Annotated in this window: 16 protein-coding genes and 2 tRNA genes; 11 read left to right on the forward strand and 7 right to left on the reverse strand. The window is 63.8% G+C overall.

Annotation, left to right across the window (positions count from 1 at the left end; genetic code table 11):
- The 3 genes from CCN37_RS39365 to CCN37_RS39370 all read left to right on the forward strand — a co-directional run.
- A partial coding sequence (locus tag CCN37_RS39365) for a hypothetical protein (protein ID WP_210408326.1) occupies positions 1 to 1,267 on the forward strand: 1,267 nt, incomplete at its 5' end.
- Between the two features lie 416 nt (positions 1,268 to 1,683).
- Positions 1,684 to 3,252, forward strand: a complete 1,569-nt coding sequence (locus CCN37_RS34155; RefSeq protein WP_246843481.1) for an HNH endonuclease — start codon at positions 1,684 to 1,686, stop codon at positions 3,250 to 3,252.
- A gap of 568 nt (positions 3,253 to 3,820) precedes the next feature.
- The gene (locus tag CCN37_RS39370; RefSeq protein WP_143261943.1) at positions 3,821 to 5,215 is read left to right on the forward strand and encodes a hypothetical protein; all 1,395 of its coding nucleotides are present in this window, start codon (positions 3,821 to 3,823) and stop codon (positions 5,213 to 5,215) included.
- Between the two features lie 186 nt (positions 5,216 to 5,401).
- Here CCN37_RS39370 and CCN37_RS34160 read toward each other — a convergent pair whose 3' ends face one another.
- The gene (locus CCN37_RS34160) at positions 5,402 to 7,057 is read right to left on the reverse strand and encodes a DUF262 domain-containing protein (protein ID WP_210408327.1); all 1,656 of its coding nucleotides are present in this window, start codon (positions 7,055 to 7,057) and stop codon (positions 5,402 to 5,404) included.
- A 366-nt stretch (positions 7,058 to 7,423) separates the two neighbouring features.
- Positions 7,424 to 7,663, reverse strand: coding sequence for a hypothetical protein (locus CCN37_RS39375; RefSeq protein ID WP_143261944.1), 240 nt, complete (start codon positions 7,661 to 7,663; stop codon positions 7,424 to 7,426).
- Positions 7,664 to 8,162: 499 nt separating this feature from the next.
- On the opposite strand from CCN37_RS39375, the gene CCN37_RS34165 reads away from it, so the two are divergent.
- Positions 8,163 to 9,743: a transcriptional regulator gene (locus CCN37_RS34165; protein WP_210408328.1), complete on the forward strand. Its 1,581-nt coding sequence runs from the start codon at positions 8,163 to 8,165 to the stop codon at positions 9,741 to 9,743.
- On the opposite strand, the gene CCN37_RS34170 is transcribed toward CCN37_RS34165, so the two are convergent.
- The 3 genes from CCN37_RS34170 to CCN37_RS34180 form a co-directional block, all read right to left on the reverse strand.
- On the reverse strand, positions 9,715 to 10,065 hold the full coding sequence (locus tag CCN37_RS34170; RefSeq protein WP_168200998.1) for a signal peptidase I: 351 nt from the start codon (positions 10,063 to 10,065) through the stop codon (positions 9,715 to 9,717). The two genes, CCN37_RS34165 and CCN37_RS34170, sit on opposite strands and share 29 nt — an antisense overlap.
- Positions 10,062 to 11,633 carry a transcriptional regulator gene (locus tag CCN37_RS34175; RefSeq protein ID WP_086828984.1) on the reverse strand — a complete coding sequence of 524 codons (1,572 nt, stop codon included), beginning with the start codon at positions 11,631 to 11,633 and terminating at the stop codon, positions 10,062 to 10,064. The genes CCN37_RS34170 and CCN37_RS34175 overlap by 4 nt, the downstream gene beginning before the upstream one ends.
- 120 nt (positions 11,634 to 11,753) lie before the next feature.
- The gene (locus CCN37_RS34180; protein WP_086828986.1) at positions 11,754 to 12,137 is read right to left on the reverse strand and encodes a helix-turn-helix domain-containing protein; all 384 of its coding nucleotides are present in this window, start codon (positions 12,135 to 12,137) and stop codon (positions 11,754 to 11,756) included.
- Positions 12,138 to 12,302: 165 nt separating this feature from the next.
- Between CCN37_RS34180 and CCN37_RS34185 the strand changes: the two genes are divergently transcribed.
- The 6 genes from CCN37_RS34185 to CCN37_RS34210 all read left to right on the forward strand — a co-directional run bounded on the left by CCN37_RS34185 (position 12,303) and on the right by CCN37_RS34210 (position 17,662).
- Positions 12,303 to 12,497, forward strand: a complete 195-nt coding sequence (locus CCN37_RS34185; RefSeq protein WP_086828992.1) for a hypothetical protein — start codon at positions 12,303 to 12,305, stop codon at positions 12,495 to 12,497.
- On the forward strand, positions 12,494 to 12,823 hold the full coding sequence (locus tag CCN37_RS34190) for a WhiB family transcriptional regulator (protein ID WP_246843482.1): 330 nt from the start codon (positions 12,494 to 12,496) through the stop codon (positions 12,821 to 12,823). The genes CCN37_RS34185 and CCN37_RS34190 overlap by 4 nt, the downstream gene beginning before the upstream one ends.
- Positions 12,820 to 13,131: a hypothetical protein gene (locus CCN37_RS34195; RefSeq protein WP_086828994.1), complete on the forward strand. Its 312-nt coding sequence runs from the start codon at positions 12,820 to 12,822 to the stop codon at positions 13,129 to 13,131. Before CCN37_RS34190 ends, CCN37_RS34195 begins: the two co-directional genes overlap by 4 nt.
- Positions 13,128 to 13,718, forward strand: a complete 591-nt coding sequence (locus CCN37_RS34200; protein WP_086828996.1) for a hypothetical protein — start codon at positions 13,128 to 13,130, stop codon at positions 13,716 to 13,718. Before CCN37_RS34195 ends, CCN37_RS34200 begins: the two co-directional genes overlap by 4 nt.
- Positions 13,715 to 15,760, forward strand: coding sequence for a cell division protein FtsK (locus tag CCN37_RS34205; RefSeq protein WP_086828998.1), 2,046 nt, complete (start codon positions 13,715 to 13,717; stop codon positions 15,758 to 15,760). Before CCN37_RS34200 ends, CCN37_RS34205 begins: the two co-directional genes overlap by 4 nt.
- 138 nt (positions 15,761 to 15,898) lie before the next feature.
- Entirely contained in the window at positions 15,899 to 17,662 is a 1,764-nt protein-coding gene (locus tag CCN37_RS34210) for a recombinase family protein (RefSeq protein WP_086829000.1), read from the forward strand.
- Here CCN37_RS34210 and CCN37_RS34215 read toward each other — a convergent pair.
- Together CCN37_RS34215 and CCN37_RS34220 are read right to left on the reverse strand one after the other, a co-directional pair.
- Positions 17,644 to 17,726, reverse strand: a tRNA-Leu gene (locus tag CCN37_RS34215). The two genes, CCN37_RS34210 and CCN37_RS34215, sit on opposite strands and share 19 nt — an antisense overlap.
- Positions 17,727 to 17,801: 75 nt before the next feature.
- Complete coding sequence (locus tag CCN37_RS34220) at positions 17,802 to 19,151, reverse strand: M20/M25/M40 family metallo-hydrolase (RefSeq protein ID WP_086829002.1); 1,350 nt, start codon at positions 19,149 to 19,151, stop codon at positions 17,802 to 17,804.
- Between the two features lie 86 nt (positions 19,152 to 19,237).
- Between CCN37_RS34220 and CCN37_RS34225 the strand changes: the two genes are divergently transcribed.
- Positions 19,238 to 19,323: transfer RNA gene (locus tag CCN37_RS34225), tRNA-Leu, on the forward strand.
- The last annotated feature ends 885 nt before the right edge of the window (positions 19,324 to 20,208 follow it).

Here is a 20,208-nt window from a genome sequence, read left to right on the forward strand (position 1 = left end):
TGTGCACGCGGCCGCGGCCGCAGGACGCGACCTCACTCACACGGCGCTAGCCGATGACCCCGCTCGTTGTCTAGAAGTGATAGCCGAGCACGCAAACGAGGAATCATGGATGCTGACGACTCATCAGCGCATGGTTGACGAGGTTGCCACTTTCAATCAACGGGAGCATCCCGAAGACAGCATGGGTCCTGGTTGCGATCTCTACGTCGCCGCCATAGAGGGCGATGTCCGCCGAACTGCCCGGATGGTGCTTCGGCTTTTAGGTGACCAAGTCGGTCCGGATGCTACGTTAGGACCGCTCGAAGGGCTGTTGAACAGTCATTCCGACCATCCAGCGTGTGCTCTACTCTTGTCCTGTATCAATCGCAACTGGCGTAATGCAGTCGCACATGCACAGTTCCGCTGGGATCCGATCGCTCAGCGTGTGTCGCTCAGCGGCGAGCTTGTCGAGCCAGCCACGTTAGCCAGTGCCGCCATCCGAGCTCACAGCGTCTGCACGGGGTTCCACGCAGGTGTCGCTGTTGCACTCAACCGAGCGGGCAACCCTCACCGCCGACACGCACCTCCAACGGACATCGTTGCCTGGGATGGCCAGGTGCTGCGAAAGCTCGGCAAGCTCGGCATCGAGGTGACTCGGCTGCAACACCATGGCACGACAGTCCGACTGTCTGTCCCGCCTCTGACTATCGCCAATTTCCGGGACCACCTCCTTGGCGTGTTTGTGGCTGCTGATGGAGTTCCCCAGGCCGTGAACTGGGAGATCAAACAAGACGGCCGCCCCAGTATCGTGCTGGACGAGAAGACTATCGCCGCAGCTCACACTGTGGCCGAGACTGGCGCCGACGATCTGCGTCGGGTGAATAGTCATGCCGTGGAGCTGATTCTTTACGCTGGCGCGCTCCTCAATTTCGGCGAGAAGCCGCAGGCCGTCGCGAAGGCTGTGATGGCGCTGGCCTGCTCAATAGTCCTGGGTGAACGTGCTCGACTGCGATTGCTCCTTCTCGCCGAGGGCTCCGCAGCGCTCAAGAGTCTTTCCGCAACGCTGAAGTGCGTCATTCGGGGAACAAGAGCAGCTGCATCGCTCATGAATCGGTCGGAACGTCTACGTGTCAGAGCTTTTGCAGAACTGCTCTCGACCCAGTGCAGACATATCCGAAATTCCGGACGAGAAGCCGCGAGCGGCCTTCGCGACGTTGAGCATGAATTACGATCTACCGCACCGATCGTCTTGCCGTGGATCGCATCGACTCACACCGTTCCCTCGTAGGTAGCTTATCCCGTCAAGAACCGATCAATCCCCCGATGGGCTCACGCTGACCGGGACTAAACGGTCGCAGCCCTGGTCGCCCCTCGCAGCGTGGAACCAAGAAGGCGCGCACCTCGCATGATGCTGCACGGAAGCGGCTGGACGAAGCCGAAGCTCGACTCAAGAGGTTCCGCGCCGCCCTCGATATCAGAACCGCCCCCACCGCCGACGCCGAGGTCTGCGCCATGATCGATTCCCTCTGAGACCTCGGCGCGGCTCTCAAGCAACCACGCCCGCTCCGCCGGGATGGTGCTCTCACGCGTCCCGAGCATTGTGCTGGCTGCAGCGTTCTCACAACACGTCCAGCGATGACCTGTAGTCAGTGAACTCGGTTCTAGCGTCGGCTTGGCTGGTCCTCCTCGCCTGGACTGTCGGTGGTGATCATTACTCTCGTCGAGGTGGGGATAGAAGATGTGACCGCACCAGCGGTGCGGGAGGCGCTCGCTGAGCACGATGTGCTGGGGCTGCCGGCGTTTTGTGACCGGTACGGGTTCGACCGAACTCGGGAGTTCGTGATCACGGTCGACGGGCGTAGGTATGGGACCAAGGTGATCGCCGCGGCCGCGCACGGTCGCCTTCCCGGTTGCTCGTCGTTGTCTCCGGCGGAGGTGGGGGACGGCGAGGCGGTCAACGACCAGCTTGAGCGCTTGGGGTTCAAGGTTAGTGAGCAGCGCCCACCGCCCTGGAAGCGCGAGGAGCTGATCCTGGCGTGTTCGCTGCTGTTCAAGAACGGCAGGAAAGCCTTGCGAGCTACGGACCAGGTGGTGAAGGACCTGTCCGCGTTGCTGGGACAGCTGCCGTTCCATGCCGCTGAGGATCGGGGGAACAAGTTCCGCTCGGTCAACAGCGTGCAGCACAAGTTGTATGACCTGATGACCAGGCTCCCGACCTACGACAAGGTCGAGACCAGGGCCGGTCACCTTGACCATGTCGTTCTGCGGGAGTTCCTGGCTGATGAGGCCGGCATGCACGCGCAGGCGGAGGCGATCCGCGCTACCTACGGCGCCCTGCGGGCGTGGGCGGTGTTCTCCTCTTCAGGAGACCGGAAGTATGGCGGCAACTCTGGATACGCCGATGTCCTTGGTGTGCAGTATGTCTATGACAACAACGTGTCCAACGCGCTCCAGGTCTCCATCGGCGACTTGATCGTCGTGCGTGACCGCTCGGAGGTCCACGGCGTCGGACGCGTCCACCGGATCGATCAGCAGGATGGTGTCACCAAGACCCAGCTCGTCTGCCCGATGTGCCGACGAGGCCGGTTCGACAAGCGGAAGAAGCAAATACCGCGGTACCGCTGCCGGCGCGAGGACTGCCGCCAAGAGTTCGACGAACCCGTGGACAACCCTGTGAAGGTCACGCAGTTCGTGGCGTTCTACGGAAGCACGTGGCGTCCCCTCGATGGCGCGGTCGAACCAGACGAGCTCAAGCCCATGTTCTTGGACTCGGCCGTCCAGAACGCGATCCGTCCCCTCAACGCCACCTCGCTCGAGGCGATGCTCGCTCGTCTGACGGTGAAGCTGCCGCCAACCCCACCCAACGACAGCAGGGGGTCGAAGAAGCAGCTGCCCGGCGGCCGACGCCCCGCGAAGACCAAGGCGCGCAACGGCCAAAGCCCTTTCCGCAAGGAGCTGTTGAAGCGCTACGGATCGCGATGCGCCATCACCGGCCCATGCCCAGTGGAGGCCCTACAAGCCGCCCACCTCAAGAGCTTCGCCGAACACGAGACACACGACCTGGACGAGGGCGTCCTGCTCCGCGCCGACGTGCACCTGTTGTTCGACAGCGGGCTCCTAGCGATCGACCCGACGACGTGGCGCGTGGTGTTGTCCCCAGCTCTGAGCATGTACGAGCGCTACACCGACCTCGCCGGCGTCGAGTTCGTGAAAGGACCCAACCCTGAAGTGATCCGGCAGCACTTCGACGAGGTGACCACCACCTGGAGCTGACAGCCACTGGTTCGACAGGCGGACAGGACCCGGTCGAGACAGCGGTCCTGCGACGCAGGTTTCTCCTGCTCTCCAAGCGCGCCACAAAAAACAAGGGTTCAAGTCCCTAGGAACTTGAACCCCCACGTGTCCGAGGAGCGAGTTGCACACTATCCACCCGCCTCCACCTGGAACTCACGACATGAGGTACTGGCGAGAGCTGTCCCAGTCGGACGGATCGTCTACTCGACACGGCGTGTTGATCTCTGATGCTGCCCACCGGTTGGGCGTCGGTGCCACGGCTTCTGTGATCGGGGCAAGGACAGTCGCGGTAGAAGGTGACGGCACGTCGAGCTGAGATACAGGCGCCAGAGCCAACAACGAGCCGAGTCGTCCGTCATGCAGCATGCCGCTGCGCCACGTATGGGGGTTGCCCGCTGACCTCCTTGAACGCGCAGTGGAAGCAACATTGTCACGCATCGTGACATAACGATGACCCGGTCAGTCACCTCTTGGCGGGCAGACAGATCACCCGATGTCACGGTAGGACGGAATTGTTCGCTATCGGCAAGCACGAGGGGGAGAATCGATGGATATAGCCGACGCAATTAAACGGCTTATCGAACCGTCTGTGATTACTTTCCAGTCAAGCTCTTACCTTGCAGGCAAAGTCAACAAGAAAGCGATCAAGATTGACGCTGAACGTCGCTCCAAACAGCAGCGTCTTCATGACCGAAAGCCGCAGCTAACTCCTGTGAAAAAAAGCGAACACCAGGGTGGGATGTCTATCACGCCGTGGGAGTTGCTTCACACCCTCGGCAGGGCAACCGTGCTGTCAGGACAAGGCTCCTCGCGCGCACTCGCACAACACTGGAGTTGCCTGAAGTACATCACCACCCTGCAGTCCAACTACCAGGGACGAATGGAGCTCTCGCCCGATGGTCAGGATCCGCGCTATCATCGGAAGTCGGTTCAAGCCGAGGATTTGGGAATCGCGTTCGCCCTTGCTGCAGCGCTTCGTATAGTGCAGGTGCGGCACCCTGATTATCGGTTTGAGGTGGTTGACGCCGACGTCGCACTCGAGGCCGGTTGGGCATTGAAAGGCGTCGAAGTTAGGTCACGTGAGAACACGCTCCTGCGGCCAGATTACTTCCTGGTCGGCCTCAAGGACGGCGAGCCAGCTCGTCTCGTCACGGTGGAATGTAAGGGTTCGCACGGTAAAGTAGATGCTCAGCACGTGCAATTGGCGAAGGCGTCCGCGCAGGTGCAAGCGGTCGTGATCGGAGACGCCGACAACGGTGCCGCACCGCCGCCGAGCCTGCTCATGGCCACGGCACTTGCCAGCAACGGTGGTATCGAGGTGCGCATCCTCGACCCAGATGGTGACGGCGTTCTCGTCGTGCCCGGAGAACGGACACTATCACTCAACGGACCGATCGAGCAGTTCAACGAACTCGCTGGTATCCCGACAAAGACACTCGATGGCCGAGATGATGCGCGGCCAGGATTTTACATTCCGTCTCAGCGTTCGGAGTGGTTTTCACGTGTCCTGGCCAGGACATCCGCTGCCAGTCTGTTGGCCTTCGTCGGGGACCGGACCGCAGCCCGCGCGCTGTTGACGCCCCGGCAGCAAGGGCGGGTCGGCTCCGAGTACACCCTCCCAGGCACCGATGCACTGTTCGACACCGGCGTCGAATTGGGCGGGCTGTCGTTCGTAGGTACCGACCACGTCTTCCGCTTCGGCTCGCAGCGGATGGAAGCCTTCTCCGGCATGCTGCTAGGACTCCATCGACTTCTAGCAAAGAAAGACCTTCAAGGCTACCAATCCGCGCTACCTCAGGTGCTGACCGCATGGGCGCAACGACGCCATGACGCTGAGGCAGATTGGGGCGGAGTGGTCGCCATGGACACTGACGGCGCGGTTCTCGGCCTACGACCGATCGGCGCAGGACGCCAACCCCTTCAGTACGCCGGACCTCGGTGAAGAAATCTTTGCACACTCATGGACGAAGCCTAACGCCTGTTACCTGGCGAGTATTAGAGTTTGCAGAATCGCTTTCCCATACCTGACGACTGTGGTGTCCCGCTGTTCCGTGCTCGGAAAATCTCGGCACGCTGCGACGGAGATTGGCCGCCAAACTGGCATGACGTTAAGTTTTGCGACAAAATCCTACCTAGAAGGGCGACGACTTTCTTTGTAGCCCGAGTTACAGTAAGGATGGGTCAGCTGCGCATTTCTTGAGTCGTTCGTCCCACCGTCTTCTTTGCGAATTTTATGGTCGACAGTCATGGATCGAAGATGTAGTCGCGCTTGGCAGATTGGACATTTCGGCGAATTTTCCAGGGTGGCCTTTAGTGCTACGGCATTCTTTGTGTCGCTGGAAAAGTTCCTGCCATGCTTTCGATCCTCTTCCGTAATCACCTTCACCGGAAGTCGGGGGGTTGAGTTCTTTTGCAGGCGGGCAATGATTTCCACCTCACCTTTTTCGTCAACCAGGGAATCGAGAAGGATTCTGTAAAACTCTAGTATTGATGGAACTGACCTCTGCAGGCTCCCGTAGGCTTGAACGATCTGATTCAAGAAATTCTTATGCTTGATGAGAAACTCTTCAAACTGCATCCGTAGTGCGGTAAACTTCATGAGCTGTCGCTTCTCGATAAGCTCCTGCGTAAACGCAACGGCCGCAAGGAAAGCGGCTGGCTGGAATCTTCCGGTCGCACTGTAGAAATAAACCGCTGGATGGAGCCCCAGGGAATCCGGAGAGTTGCCAGCAATCTTTCCTGCCGCCCTCTTTACGGAACGCATGAAACTTATTGTAGTAACTCCTTCGAGGTCATCTGACAAGGTCCGATCCTGTTCGCGATCACCAGCGCTACGCTTCTTCGCTACGCTCCCATCTCGCCACATTTCAGGCTGCAATCGGTTGACGAAGTTCACTAGCTCGAATACCATCTTAAGGCTGTCTGACGAGTATCCCTTACCTGCTACGGGCAAGTCCGCAGACCTGATTGAAAGGTCTAGTGTGGGCTTAAAGATAAGGTCGTAAACGTCCTTTGCCAAGCCTTCGATTTCCACCTGGGCGTCATTATTGAAGGAAGACCAGTACTTGTGGCCAGTTCCAGCGCGGATGAACGCCCGCGCGGCGAGAGCATTCGGCTTGCGTCGCGCTTTGATCATATCAAGTTCAGTGGGGTCAATGGGAGTGGCCTGTTGATTTATCCTAAAGAAAGAACTCTCGGCTTTTTCCGCCTCGCCGTTCACCCACTGAAGCTGAAGCGCGAATGCGCTCAGATTTCGAGCTAGCCGCAATCGGTCCCTCGGGGTCGTATCAGCATTCCGGAGGGCCAACTTCAGTTCAGCAAAAGTTCCAACGGTTCCACCAATCAAGTCGCGAGTCATCGTCGCGGCTTTCTTTTGCTCCTCGGGAATAATCCCGTCAAAGAAACGCAGTGAGCGATGCTTATCGCCATAGTCGTCATGAACCCAAGCGATTAGCGCACTAAGGCGATGAGCCCCGTCAATTACAAAGATGTTACCACTTTTGGGCGATCGCCACAGAATGATGGCGGGAATCAAATCGCCTTCAAGGAAGCTTCGAACTAGTGCGGCCACTTTATCGGGCGTCCAATTCGCAGTCTCGCGCTGAAAGTCTGGCTTGCGCAGTACATTATACATTAGACTGTCCGGATTTATGTCACCTACGCCAAGATTGGCCATGAGTCCTGATGGCTGCGTAATAACATCTGGACTCACTGCCTCGAAGTCTTCGCGAGGAATTAAAGCATCGAGATTCACCATGTATTTTGGCACTGCCACCCCCGTCATTGCGGCCCGATACTGGGCAACGTTGCTCCTGTGAGCGTGAACCCTAGCAGCCCTACACCACGCAGGACCTAAGAGTCCAAACTGACGCCTATGTCGCAAGTTGACGTGATCTTGCGTGTATGCCTATCCAGCTACATAATCGATCGCCGATTCAGGGAAATGCCTAACATGTCGCAGCCTGGAGGACTTGAGACTCTTTCCTTCTGGCGCCCACGCTCTGACCTGCGCAATTGGCCGGATAGGCGTGACGGGACAGGACTTCATCCACCTGTCCCACCCGTCCCCTTCGCCACGCTGAAGCCGCGAGTTGAGGTGACCCATTGGAGGACGGGACGAGGGAGTGCGGGAGCGCGGGGCGCTGGCCGGTCAGTTGGGACCGTGATGGCGGCGCTGGTCCATGAGCGCGATCAACTCGTCATTCGCTGCGTCGTTCCCGGCATCCGCGTTGTGCATGAACAACGCGAGCAGCGCCCGCGCGGCACTCGCCTGGCTATCGACTTCGGGTTCGGTCAGAGACCGAATCGGTGCGCTTGAATTGTCGGACGACCTGACGCTCATCGCGGATCTGTCGGGAAAGCTCGCAGGATGCCGAAACAGTTCGCGCATGGTCGGCCAGAAGGGGCAGCCATGGGCATCGGTTCGACGAGGTGTCCGCACAGTGCGACGTCGCGCCCGGCTTGCTGGCCCTTGTGGAAGGCCGTGTCGGTGACGTGGTGTTCCTGGCCGTCGTATCCGCACGTGATCGGGTTGGCGTAGATCCGGTGCTGCACCGGGTGGGAGGTCGTCGGGCGTCGTCGGCGAGGGATCGCGCGCAGTAGGTCGATCAGAGCCCACGCGCCGGTTACGATCGTGACGAGGGCGAGCGGGGCCAATGCCCACCATCCGACTTGTGTCACGGAAACCCCCGCGTGGAGTGGGTGTCCGGCGGCGCGTCGAGGGGCGGAACGGTGCGCCGCCGGACAGTCAAGGGACCGCGCGAACGCGGCTCGTGTCAGACTGAAATCAAGCTTTGATCAGCGCTTGGTCAGCTGGAACGACCTGCGGGCGACTTGGCGACGACATGCGGCGACCTGGACGGGGGCAACCGATGCGGACGTTTCGCACCGTGCTTGAGCAGAAGATCTGGCAGCGACGACTGACGTTGGAGGAGTTCGCTGAGTACGCCGAGATGTTCGCTCGCGAACACAAGGAGCCGGGCACCATCGGCGTTCGTCACCTGCAACGGCTGATCGCGGGGCGCAAGCCGTCTGGCGAGCACCTGGGGCCGGTCAAGCCGGTGACGGCTCGGCTGTTGGAGCGGATCTTCGACATGAGCGTCGACGAGCTGCTTGCAGAACCGAGACGAGCGACCGCAGAGGGGGACGCCCCTGTTCGTGCACGGCGAGAGCGTGCGGACACGGACCTCGCGGTCGCGCTCGACTGGCTTGACGAACGCGCCGGATGGTCACCGGGGACGAGCCGGAGGAAGGTCAACGGGCGGCTCGCGGAACTCGACGAGGGGAAGCTGCTCGACCGGAGTGTGCGGCGCGCGAGCGTAAGCCGGACGAAGCTCGCGCGGGCGCTGGTCGACTACTACGGCGGCGGCATCGCGGGGTCCGCGCCGTACCGGATACGTTGCGGGGAAAGGGAAATCGTGACGAGTGTGCTGACTCGCGCTGACTGGCTCGACTTGGCGCAGCCGCTGTTCTTGAGTGGTGATCGGTTGGCGTTTGCCGACCGCCAGTTCGAGGCGCAGGCCCGTCTTGACGAGGTGGGAGCGGCGGCGGCCGTGTCGCGGCTCGCGGAGTCGGCCGCGCTTGGCGTGCGGATCACCAACTCGCCGCTCTATCGGCTCCTGGACGTCAACGTCGGTCCCGCGATCGGAGGGACGGTCGGGCTCGTCCCGTTCGTCGAGTACGCGCTGACCATGGACCTGCTCGAAGGCGAGCTTGTCGACGCCGTTGTTGGCGGAGCCGAAGTGCGGCGGGGAAGCCTGCCGCTCAGGGACAAGTACATGAGCGACTTGGCGTCCGTGCTCGACGTGCCAAGCCGGGTGTGCGCTGGCGGAGTGCTCGCCCTATGCGCCATCGCTCGACCAAGCGATCCGTTCCGCGGCGGGCGGGACTACGCGCTCCTTGTGCAGGAACGGTCTGGCCACGTGCTCAACGCGGCGCGTCGGCTCGCGGTGATCCCGAAGGGCTTCCACGAGCCGCTGACTGACCTACGGGCCGACGCGCAGTTGGGCGCGACGCTGCGGCGGGAAATGGAAGAGGAGCTGTTCGGTCGTGAGGACATCGACAGTACCGCTGCCGGAGATCGGGAGGCCGTGCCGATGCACCCGAGCCGGATGTCCGAGCCGATGTGGTGGCTCATGGAGAAGCCCGGTCGCTTGCGCGTGGAGTGCACCGGATTCGGGCTGAATTTGATCAGCGGCAACTACGAGTTCGCCAGCCTGATCGTCATTGACGACGAGGAGTTCTGGGCGCGGTACAGCGGAGAGATTGAAGCGAACTGGGAAACGGCCGGATTGCGGCTGTACTCCAGCCTCGACGGTGAGCTGATCAATGATCTCGTCTCGCAGGAAAACTGGAGCAACGAGGGCTTGTTTGCGTTTCTTCAGGGTCTGCGGCGGCTGAGCGAGATGGGCGATGAGCGTGTGAAGCTGCCCAGCATCGACTTCATGTCTGCGACGGCCAGCGGACGGTGATGACCACTGAGTCGGCGAGTGCTTCCCAGGAGTGGTCGACGCCCGGTCCCCACATCACGTAATCGCCTTGGCGCGTCAGCGAGGCGCTTCCCTCGGTGAGGTCGACGCGGAAGTTGCCCTGTACCAACAGAGCCATCGTTGTGCGCTGGTCATCGGCGGTCCACTGTGTACGCTTGTCGCCCGCCGGGTGGAGGCCCCACTTCACTTCGACATCCTTCGACGAGCGCACGTCCTCGGGCGGGTCAATGAAGTGTCCGACCACCCAGCCACGGTTCCCGCTTCCCTCATCGGCGGCGTTTCCGATGTGCCAGTTCGCGGTCACCGTATCTCCCATTCAATCTCTGGCAGGTTTACGCGGTGTCCGCCGATCTCGCGCAGCCGTCGAAGCCCTTGGAGAAACGCGAACAAACCCTCGTTGCTCCAGGCTACATCACCGACGAGTTCCTCTAGAAGGTCGGCGTCGAGGCTTGAATACTGGTGGAGCATCGAGGACTCCCAGTTGGCTTTCACCTGCCCGCCGAAGCGGTTCCAGAATTCCTCGTCGTCAATGACGACCAGGCTGGCGAACTCGAAGTTGCCGCTGACGAGGTTGAGGCCGAAGCCGGTGCACTCCATGCGGAGCCTGCCCGGTTCCTCCATGAGCCATCGCATCGGCTCGGAGAGCTGACTCGGGTGCATGGGGTCGGCGTGACGCTGCTCGCCGAGGGTGCTGTCGATGTCGTCGCGGCCGAACAGCTCCTCTTCCATCTCCCGGCGCAGCGTCGCGCCCAGTTGCGCGCCAGCTCGCAGGTCGTTCAGCGGCTCGTGGAAGCCCTTCGGGATCACGGCGAGTCGGCGGGCGGCGTTGAGCACGCGCCCCGAGCGCTCTTGGACCAGGAGCAGGTAGTCCGCTTCGCCGTGAAATGCCCTTGCGGGACGGGCGATTGCAGTCAGCGCGAGCGCGCCGCCTGAGCAGAGGCGGCCGGAGACGCCGAGGACGGACGCGAGGTCCGGCAGGTAGCGGTCACGGAGCGGGAGTGAACCCGGTTGTGTGGACGCGCCGGAGCTGAGCGCGTCGATCAGCTCCCCTTCGAGCAGGTCCATCGTGACCGCGTACTCGACGAAGCGCGTCACACCAACTGATCCGGCGACGAGCTGCTTGCCGACGCCGATGTCGAGCAGTCGGTAGAGCGGCGTGTCCACGAGGCGGATTCCGAGCGCCAGTGTCTCCGCCAAGCGCTGAGCAGCCTCCCGCGCGGTCTCGTCATTCAGCGAGAGCCCACTCTGGGGCGTCGTGCTGGTGAGCCTGAGCCGGTCGTGCTTCGCGGTCAGCGGACAGTCGAGGTCCAGCCAGTCCGGGTGCGTGAGAACGCTCGTCGTGACGTCGGTGTCAGAGCCGAAGTGTGCGCCGTAGCGGCCGTGGCTTTCCCTTGTGCCGCAGTAGTAATCGCCGAGTGCCTGAGCGATGCGACGTTGATCCACGCGCCCTCGGAGGACGCCTCGGTCGTGAAGGTCGCGGACGTCCAACTGGGCGAGCCGCGCCGCGACTTCCCGCCGGGCGGTTCCCGGTTCCCAGCGCGCGTTCTCGTCCAACCAGTCGAGCGCGGCGGCCATGTTCGGGTCCGAGCTGAGCCGCCGCTCGGCGTCAGCCGCCGCGCCTTCGGGCACCTGCGCGGGCGAGTCCTGCGTGAGTTCGGCGAACCGCTCCTGGACGGTCGCGGCTGCCTGCTCAAGCGCCGTATCCAAGAGCTGCTGCATTTCTGATTTCGGACGAAGGCTTGGTTTTTGATGCCACGCGGCGACGGTTCGCGAACCGATGCCCAGGTGCTCGGCGAACGTCTCGTTGCTCAGCCGAAGCGCCTTCTGCAACGCGCAGGCCGTTTCGCCGGTCCAGCCGTTTGCCAAGCTCACGCCGCCACCATCCGACCTGCACTGGATGTGCGGTGAATGTGCATCGACGATGCATGGGACTGGGCGCTGATTCGCAGTGGAATTATCGGCATGAAGAACAGCCGATTCCACAAGGAACAGCTACCCGTTCTTGCGGACATGCTCAATCACCGTCGACAGATCCGCCTTGAGGTCGCTGAGTCGCTCGGTGATGTCGCTCAGGCGGTCCTCGAAGGTGTCGAGGCGCGACCACAAGGTGTCGGTCGGGTCCGTGACCGGCTCGTCGAAGTTCGGCGGTTTACGGCCGTGGAGCACGGCTTCGAGGTGCTGCGGGTGCCAGCCGAGTGCCGTAGACAGCGACTCCAGCGTCCGCGGACTCCGCCTGCGCTCGACGGTGTGGTGCTGGACCTCGCGCACAATCGCTTGCGAAACGTGCGAGCGCTCCGCGAGTTCTCGTTGACGCCAACCGAGCGCGTTCACGCGCTCGTTGATGGCCTTGGCGACTGCCGCCCAATCCTCCGACACGTATTCCTCCGCGCTCCGCCTCAGCGCTGAGATTAGCTGCCTTCCGCTCTCGCGTGGCGTGACACGGCGCTTCTCGTGTCGCTCGCGAACAAACGCGCCCTGGTTAGCGCTGAAATCATCAGCATGTTGCTGAAATCATCAATTCTTTCTTGAAGGGCTTTTCTCATGCGTACTTCTCTGTCCAACACCCATTACTCCGTTCGCGAAACCGCTTGGTTGCTCGGCGTCGCGCCGTCGACCGTCTCCCGCGCCGTTCGGCTCGGCACGGTGCTCGCCATCCGGCGTCGCGGTCAGCTGGTTGTTCCGGCCGCCGTGCTGGCGCGGCTGCTCGGCGAGCCCAGCTCCGGGGGTACGCCTTGACGGACGCGGACCTGTGGCTGATCGGCATCGCTTGGCGGCTCGACCGCCTGCGGTGGGTGCCGACCGGCGTACTCAACGACCTTGTCCAACGCGACGGCTCGTGCATGTGGCAGTCCGCCGACGGACTGCCTGATGAAGAACGGACTGACCGAGGTCTTGCGGCGCGGTTGTGTGCGGGCTGTCCGGTCCAGGACGAGTGCTTGGAACTGGAGCTGCGAACCGCCGGTGACGACACCATCGGCGTGTGGGGTGCACTGTCCGATGAGGACAGACGTGACCTGCACGGGCATTGGCTTCGGCGCGGTGAACGGTGGTCGAAGCCATGAACGCAACTCAGATCATGGCTTGCCTGGGCGTACTCCTCGTGCTCGTTCTCGTCTGGCGGGCGGGTGCGCGCCGAGCGAAAGCCGGTGCTAAGCGGAGCGGCGTTCGCCTGCTGTCTCTCGCGGGTCGCGTGTCGTTCAACGCCGCGTTGATCGTCGCCGTGCAGTGGACAGTGATCACCTACGGTGGCAACGGGTGGTTGCTCCTGGCTGTGCTCGCCGTGCCCGCCCTGTTCGCGGCCTACTCGGTGACCAAGGCGCTGACCGTGACCGCCTACGAGGTGCCGCGCCGTCGAGGTGAGCGACGATGAGCGAGCCGATCGAACGTGTGGCGACGCAGGTGGACCGGTTGTGCTGGAGCGGAATCCTGCTCGGACTTGCTTTCACCATGACCAACGTTCAGCAGTTTGCGGCGGCAGGTGCTTCGGCGTGGTCGCTGGTGTGGTGCGCGGCGTGGTTGCTCGACCCGATGGTGTCGCTGGTGTTGCTCGCGATCCTGCGGGCGGAGCAGGTCACCGCCCGGCACGGCGTTCACATGGGCGGCTGGGTGCGCGGCGCGAAGTGGTTCACGCTCGCGGCGACCTACGTCATGAACACCTGGAGCGCGTTCACGGCCGGTTCGGCAGCGCTGGTGGTGCTGCACTCCGTTCCGCCGTTGGTCGTGTTCGTCGCGGCCGAGGCGGTCACGGAGCTGCGGGACAAGCTCGGCGCTGCGGTCGTGAACGCCGTGCCGAAGACCCCGCGAACGTCGTTTGCGGACTACCTCGCGATGGCTCAGGCGGCGCGCACACCGGGAGTGGCGGTGACGCCCGCGTGGGTCCGTGAGGTGACCGGGTGCTCGCGCGGACTGTCGTCGCGGCTCGCTGCGGCGCTCGTCAAGAACAGGGGCCGTTCATGAACGGCGACCTGGTTCCCGTGTACGACGGCGAGCTGGTCGAGCAGCCGAAGCTCGTGCAGCGCTTGGAGAACGGCTGGCGGCGCTCGCGGGTGATCCCGCCCGCGTTGAAGTCTCGCCAAGCTCTGAAGGACGCGCTCGCATGGTTGGCTCGGATGCCCGCGCGGTTCCTCGGTGCGGTCTGTCGAGGCGCTGTTGTCATGGTCCGAGCGTGGCGACGGTGGGTGCGGGTGCACGACTACCGGGAGGCAGCGGAGCAGTCCGAGAAGCTGGCGGACAAGTTCGTTGAGATCCGTGAGCTGACGCTGTTCCGGTGGAAGGTGACGGGCGTCGTTGCGCTGGCCACGTCGGCGGCGCTCACCGTGGCGTATGTGCTCTATGGCGGGCAGGCACTGTTGCTGGCAGCGGGAGCCGCGTCGGTGGCGCTGGCGGTTGCTGGACGGCGGAAAGATGGTTCGCCTGGAAGGAAGGCGGTGCTCGCTGGTCCGCGCACGTTGACGTGGACGATGGACCCGCAGGTGCTCGTTGACGCGTTCCGGGACGCGAAGCTGATCGGGAAGGACGAGACGCTGCGGCTCGTCGAGCGTGCCGCGCGTGTTGGCGACGGGTGGTCGGTGACCGTCGATCTTCCGGCGACGCGCAAGGCTGCCGACGTGATCAAGAACCGGGATGCGCTCGCGTCGGCCTTGGCGGTGGACGAGGTTCAGCTCATCGTCGAGCGGGTCCGTGGTCGCGGTGGGCACGCCGGGCGGGTGTTCCTGTGGGTGGCTGACGAAGACCCGTACGCCGGTCCGCCCTTGCGGACGCCATTGCTCGATGTCGAGCAGTGGGATGCCTGGCGGCCGGTGCCGTTCGGCCGCGACGCTCGCAATCGGCGGATCGACCTTCCGTTGGTATGGACCTCGCTGCTCGTGGGCGCGATTCCTAGGCAGGGCAAGACGTTCGCGGCCCGACTCGCTGCTTCTGGGGCGGTTCTGGATCCGCACGCGCGGCTGTACGTGTTCGACGGCAAGGGCGGGAAGGACTGGGAAGCCGCGGAGCGGATCGCTTACCGGTTCGTCTGCGGTGACGAACTCGAACACGTCAGGGCAGTGTGCGGCTACCTCGTGGAACTGGTGGCAGAGGTCCAATCTCGGTACTCGCGAATGTCTACTTTGGACGATGAGGTGTGCCCGGAGTCGAAGATCACTCCGACGATCTCACGGGATACGGGCCTTGGGATGCCGATCACCGCCGTGATCATCGACGAGGTTCAGGTCTTCCTGGAGAACCCGACTCGCGAGCAGGTCGGCGGCAAGAAGACCACGCTCGGCGCGTACGTCGCGGATCTGCTGACGTACTTGGTGCGCAAGGGACCTGCCACCGGGGTGGTGGTCATCCTCGCTACGCAGCGGCCGGACTCGAACACGATCCCGTCGCGGTTGCGGGCGGTGCTCGGCTCGTGGTTCGCGCTGCGGGTGATGGACTGGCGAGACTCCAACATCGTGCTCGGCGAGCAGATGAATACGCGCGGGTACGACGCTTCCACGCTGCTACCGAGCCACAAGGGCGTCGGCATCCTGCGGCCGGACGGCGAGACGGACGCCGGGGCCGACATGCTCGCGATGACCGTGCGGACGTACTACATGCCGAACGTCGATTGGCGCGCGATCTGCGCTCGCGGCCGAGCGCTTCGCGAAGCCGCTGGGACGCTCGGCGGTCACGCGGTTGGCGACGTTGCTGCGAGCGCGGTCGACTCGGCGGCGGTGGTCAAGGCGCTTGGCGCTGGCAGTCGGATCGAGCTGCCCGAACCGCTGGCGTCGGTCATCAGCTACCTCGGCGACGAGCTGGACGAGCGCGAGTTCGTGCCGACGGCGGAGCTGGTCGACGCGCTGGACGTCGAGGCGACTGCCTTCGGGCGCGAGATGGGCGAGCTGGGCTGTCGGCCGCTGCGGCAGTACGTGCCGGACGGCGACGGCACACGGCGGGTACGCGGTTACCTCACTGCGGACCTCCGAGCTGCTGTTGCTGATGAAATCGGCTCGTCGGATGTCGGGCAGTCATGACCATTGACCACGACGTCGAGATGCGTGTTCCCGCTTCACCTCCCGTGCTTACTACTCGTAGCAGCCGTATTCTGCTTGCCATACTGGTCGAGCTGACCGAGGTGGAGGTCCTGGACGGACCTTCGGAAGGGGGTCACCGTGACTGTTGAAATCAGCCGCGATCCGTGGTCCGCGCTGGACGATCTGCTCGGCGTCGAGATCGTGACGGCAGGTGACGAGGGCATCGGTCCGCTGGCGGTCTACGGGCGGTGCTCGACGGAGGACAACCAGGACCCGGAGACCTCGCGCGGGTGGCAGGTCGACAACGCGCGGAAGTTCGTCGAACCGCTCGGAGGGACGGTGGTCGAGGAGTTCTTCGACATCGGTCAGTCGCGGTCGGTGCCGTGGGAGCGGCGCGAGGAGGCGTCCCGGTTGCTGGCCGCGCTCAAGAGCCCTGACCGGAGTTGGAACGCGGTGGTGGTCGGTGAGGGCACGCGGTGCTGGTTTGGCAACCAGTTCTCGTTGATCGCGCCTCGGTTTGCCGCGTACGGGGTGGATCTGTGGGTGCCGGAGTTGGGCGGGAAGTTCGACGCGCGGAACCCGTCGCACAAGATGCTGATGAGCGTGCTCGGCGGCATGAGCGAGTCCGAGCGGCAGCACGTCCAGGCGCGTGTCCGCGCGGCGATGGACGCCCAGGTGCTCAACGAGGGACGCCATCAGGGCGGCCGTGCGCCGTACGGGTACGTGGTGGTTGACGGTGGCCCGCATCCGAACCCGCGCAAGGCGGCCGAGGGGTATCGGCTGCGGGTTCTCGCCATCGACGAGCCGAGCGCGGAAGTGGTGCGGCGCATCTTCGCCGAGTACCTGAGCGGGAAAGGTGACCGCGCAATTGCCAACGGGCTGAATCGGGATGCGATTCCGTGTCCGTCAGCGCGGCGTCCGGATCAGAACCGGCATCGGCTCGCGGATGGGTGGCAGGGCAGCACGGTGCGGTCGATTCTGGAGAACCCGCGCTACACCGGGTTCGCGTTCTTCGGGCGGTGGACCCGACAGGAGACGCTAATCGATCCTGACGATGTCGCGGCTGGCCATGCGATCCGGTTTCGGCGTTCGTCTCCCGAGGCGGTTGTTCGTTCCCGCAAGCCTGCCCATCCGGAGATTGTGGAAGTTCAGGACTTCGTCGACGCTCAGTTGAAGCGGAAGTCGAAGTCGGCCAACGGGCTCAAGTCCGCGCGGAAAGCGGAACGCTCTGGGCGTCCGACGAAGCGGGCGTACCTGTTCCGTGGGCGCATCCGGTGCACGGCGTGCCAGCGGAAGATGGAGGCCAGTCCACGAGCGCACGGTACGTACTACCGCTGTCCTGCAAGGACATTGGCCCCCGGCTCGCCCGCATTGGCCTCGCATCCGCCATCGGTGTACCTGCGCGAGGACATCGTTCAAGAGGCGGTCAACGGGTGGCTCGGCGGGCTGTTCGCCCCGGAGAACGTCGACCGGACGGTTGCCGCGCTCGTCGGTTCGCAATCCGGGGTGCGGGCCGAGCCGAACGGGCGAGATGCGGCGCGGAAGCGACTCGCGAAGGCCGAGACGCAGTTGACCCGCCTGCAAGATGCCATCAAGGCGGGAATCGATCCGGCCGCGCTCGTCGAGGCGGTCAACGAAGCTCACGCTTCTCGCGCAGCGGCTCAGGCAGAACTGAACAACGCGCCACCGCCAAGCGCGCTGACCGATGCCGAGGTCTACGCGATGATCGATTCGCTTGGCGATGTCGGAGCAGCGCTCTCGAATGCCACCACCGAGAAGATGGCGGAGCTGTACGGGGCAGTTGACCTGCATGTTCGGTATACGCACACGGCCCACGAGGCTGATGTGGTCATCAATCCCGTGGGCCGTGTGAATAGTGTGCGTGTCCGAGGGGGGACTTGAACCCCCACCCCATTTCTGGGACTAGCACCTCAAGCTAGCGCGTCTGCCATTCCGCCACCCGGACCAGGTGTGTGGACACACAGTAGCCCATGGGGGCCGGAGCTCGTGCACCGGCCCCCGCTCCGTCCGAAGAGGACGGTCAGCTGTGGCGGAGGAAGCGATCGAGGACGCGGGTGCCGAACTGGAGGGCCTCGACGGGGACGCGTTCGTCGACGCCGTGGAAGAGGGCGGAGAAGTCGAGGTCGGCGGGCAGCTTCAACGGGGCGAAGCCGAAGCAGCGGATGCCGAGGCGGTCGAAGGCCTTGGCGTCGGTGCCGCCGGAGAGCATGTACGGCACGACCTTGGCGCCGGGGTCCTCGGCCATGATTGAGGCGGACATGGTGTCCACGAGGGGGCCGTCGAAGCTGGTTTCGAGCGCGGGGAGGTTGGCGATCCACTCGCGCTCGACGTCCGGGCCGAGGATCTCGTCGAGTTCGCGTTCGAAGGCGGGTTGGCGGCCGGGGAGGATGCGGCAGTCCACGACGGCTTCGGCGCTGGAGGGGATGACGTTGGCCTTGTAGCCGGCGTTGAGCATCGTGGGGTTGGCCGTGTCGCGCAGCGTGGCGCCGATGATGCGGGCGAGGCCACCGAGCTTGGCGACGGCGCCGTCGATGTCGTCCTCAGGGAACTCCAGGCCGGTCAACTCGGTGATGGCAGCGAGGAACTCGCGCACCGAATCGGTCATGACGAGCGGGAAGCGGTGGCGGCCAAGGCGAGCGACGGCTTCGGAGAGGCGGGTGACGGAGTTGTCGTCGGTGAGCATCGAGCCGTGGCCGGCGCGGCCTCGCACGCGCAGGCGCATCCAGGCGATGCCCTTCTCCGCGGTCTCGATGAGGTAGGCGCGGACGCCGTCCTTGACGGTGATGGAGAAGCCGCCGACCTCGCCGATGGCCTCGGTGCAGCCATCGAAGAGCTCGGGGCGGTTGTCGACGAGCCACTGGGCGCCGTGCATACCGCCGGCTTCTTCGTCGGCGAGGAAAGCGAAGACGATGTCGCGGGGTGGGACGATGCCGTCGCGCTTGAGGCGGCGGGCGGTCGCCAAGGTCATGGCGACCATGTCCTTCATGTCGACGGCGCCCCGGCCCCAGACGTAGTCGTCCTGGACCGCACCGGAGAACGGGTGCACCGACCACTCGCTCGCATCAGCGGGGACGACGTCGAGGTGGCCGTGCACCAGCAGCGCGGGCCGACTGGGGTCAGCACCTTCCAGGCGGGCGAAAACGTTGCCGCGGCCCTTCATCCCGTTGCCCGACTCGACGTAGGTGGTGTCGTAGCCGACGTCGGCGAGTTGGGCGGCCACGTATTCGGCGGCGGCGCGCTCGCCCACCACGGTGTCGGGATCGCCGGTGTTGGTGGAGTCGATCCTGATGAGCTCGCTGGCGAGGGTGATCACCTCCTCCTCGGCCTGTCGGAGGGTGTCCTTCGCTGTGCCGTCAACGTCGTTGCCCACCTGGTCTTTCTACCACCCGGTGCCGGTGGGCGGACCCCGATTTGGAGCCTGCCATGTTGATCAGTTAACCTGTGCCCACACACCTGGTCCGGGTGGCGGAATGGCAGACGCGCTAGCTTGAGGTGCTAGTCCCAGAAATGGGGTGGGGGTTCAAGTCCCCCCTCGGACACCAGCATTAACCACATGGCCCACGTCCACGACGTGGGCCGTTGTCGTTTCCGGGGGAGCTCATGGCTGCCGGGTGGCATGTCGGCAACGCCGCTGATGAGGGAGCGGGTAACCGGGGTTGGATTCTCGGGTACTTCATGAAAACCATCGGCGGTGTTCGCTTCAGTGCGGATGTCGAAGTCAAGTGGGGAGTTCACGTAGCAGGGGAGAAGCGGGCGGAATGGACCGTCGGTGACAAGCGCACGACTCTCGCTCTGCTGATCGAAGGACACTTCCGCGTCGACCTCTCCAACGCCAGCGCCGTCCTTGCTCGGCAGGGGGGACTACGTCCTGTGGGGACCGGGGATCGACCATTTCTGGGAAGCCCTTGCTGACTCGGTGATCGTCACCGTGCGCTGGCCATCGCAGGCATGAACGCGGTCCGGCCGAGCTCGAGATCCTGGCGCGTCGCTGGCGTTCCTGACGTATGAGAGGAGAAGCTGCTGAGTCTGCGAACTGCTTATCCGCTCCCCGGTGCGTCGTCCTCTCGCCCAGCGGCGAGGACATGAGCCGACCCGTGACGGTGCCTCTCCACGAGCCCGTCATCTCCTCTGCGGTGTGAACGTCTACAAAGCAGTACTTCGACCGCCTCGCCACCGGCCGCAAGGCCATCGAGATCCGGGTCAACGACCCCAATGTCGCATGATCGAGGCAGAGGCCCTGATCTGCGGTTCCGTTGCGAAGGCGAGACGCCGGGCGCGTTGTCCACCATCGTGGTCGGTGCGTGTCGGATCGCCCAACTTGTCCACAACCACCCTGAAGGGCATCAGCGTTGACCACGATCACCACGTTGCGGGTGCACCACATCCCCGAGGTCATTGCCCTCATGGACCTCGGGGATGTGGTGCAC

It is taken from the genome of Allokutzneria sp. NRRL B-24872, from assembly GCF_002155965.1.
GTDB lineage: Bacteria > Actinomycetota > Actinomycetes > Mycobacteriales > Pseudonocardiaceae > Allokutzneria.

Excerpts from the sequence above, each read along its gene's own strand:
- CCN37_RS34185 (WP_086828992.1), top strand. The coding sequence starts at position 12,303 with ATGCGTACTTCTCTGTCCAACACCCATTACTCCGTTCGCGAAACCGCT.
- CCN37_RS34195 (WP_086828994.1), top strand. The coding sequence starts at position 12,820 with ATGAACGCAACTCAGATCATGGCTTGCCTGGGCGTACTCCTCGTGCTC.
- CCN37_RS34200 (WP_086828996.1), top strand. The coding sequence starts at position 13,128 with ATGAGCGAGCCGATCGAACGTGTGGCGACGCAGGTGGACCGGTTGTGC.
- CCN37_RS34205 (WP_086828998.1), top strand. The coding sequence starts at position 13,715 with ATGAACGGCGACCTGGTTCCCGTGTACGACGGCGAGCTGGTCGAGCAG.
- CCN37_RS34160 (WP_210408327.1), bottom strand. The coding sequence starts at position 7,057 with ATGACGGGGGTGGCAGTGCCAAAATACATGGTGAATCTCGATGCTTTA.
- CCN37_RS39370 (WP_143261943.1), top strand. The coding sequence starts at position 3,821 with ATGGATATAGCCGACGCAATTAAACGGCTTATCGAACCGTCTGTGATT.
- CCN37_RS39375 (WP_143261944.1), bottom strand. The coding sequence starts at position 7,663 with ATGCGCGAACTGTTTCGGCATCCTGCGAGCTTTCCCGACAGATCCGCG.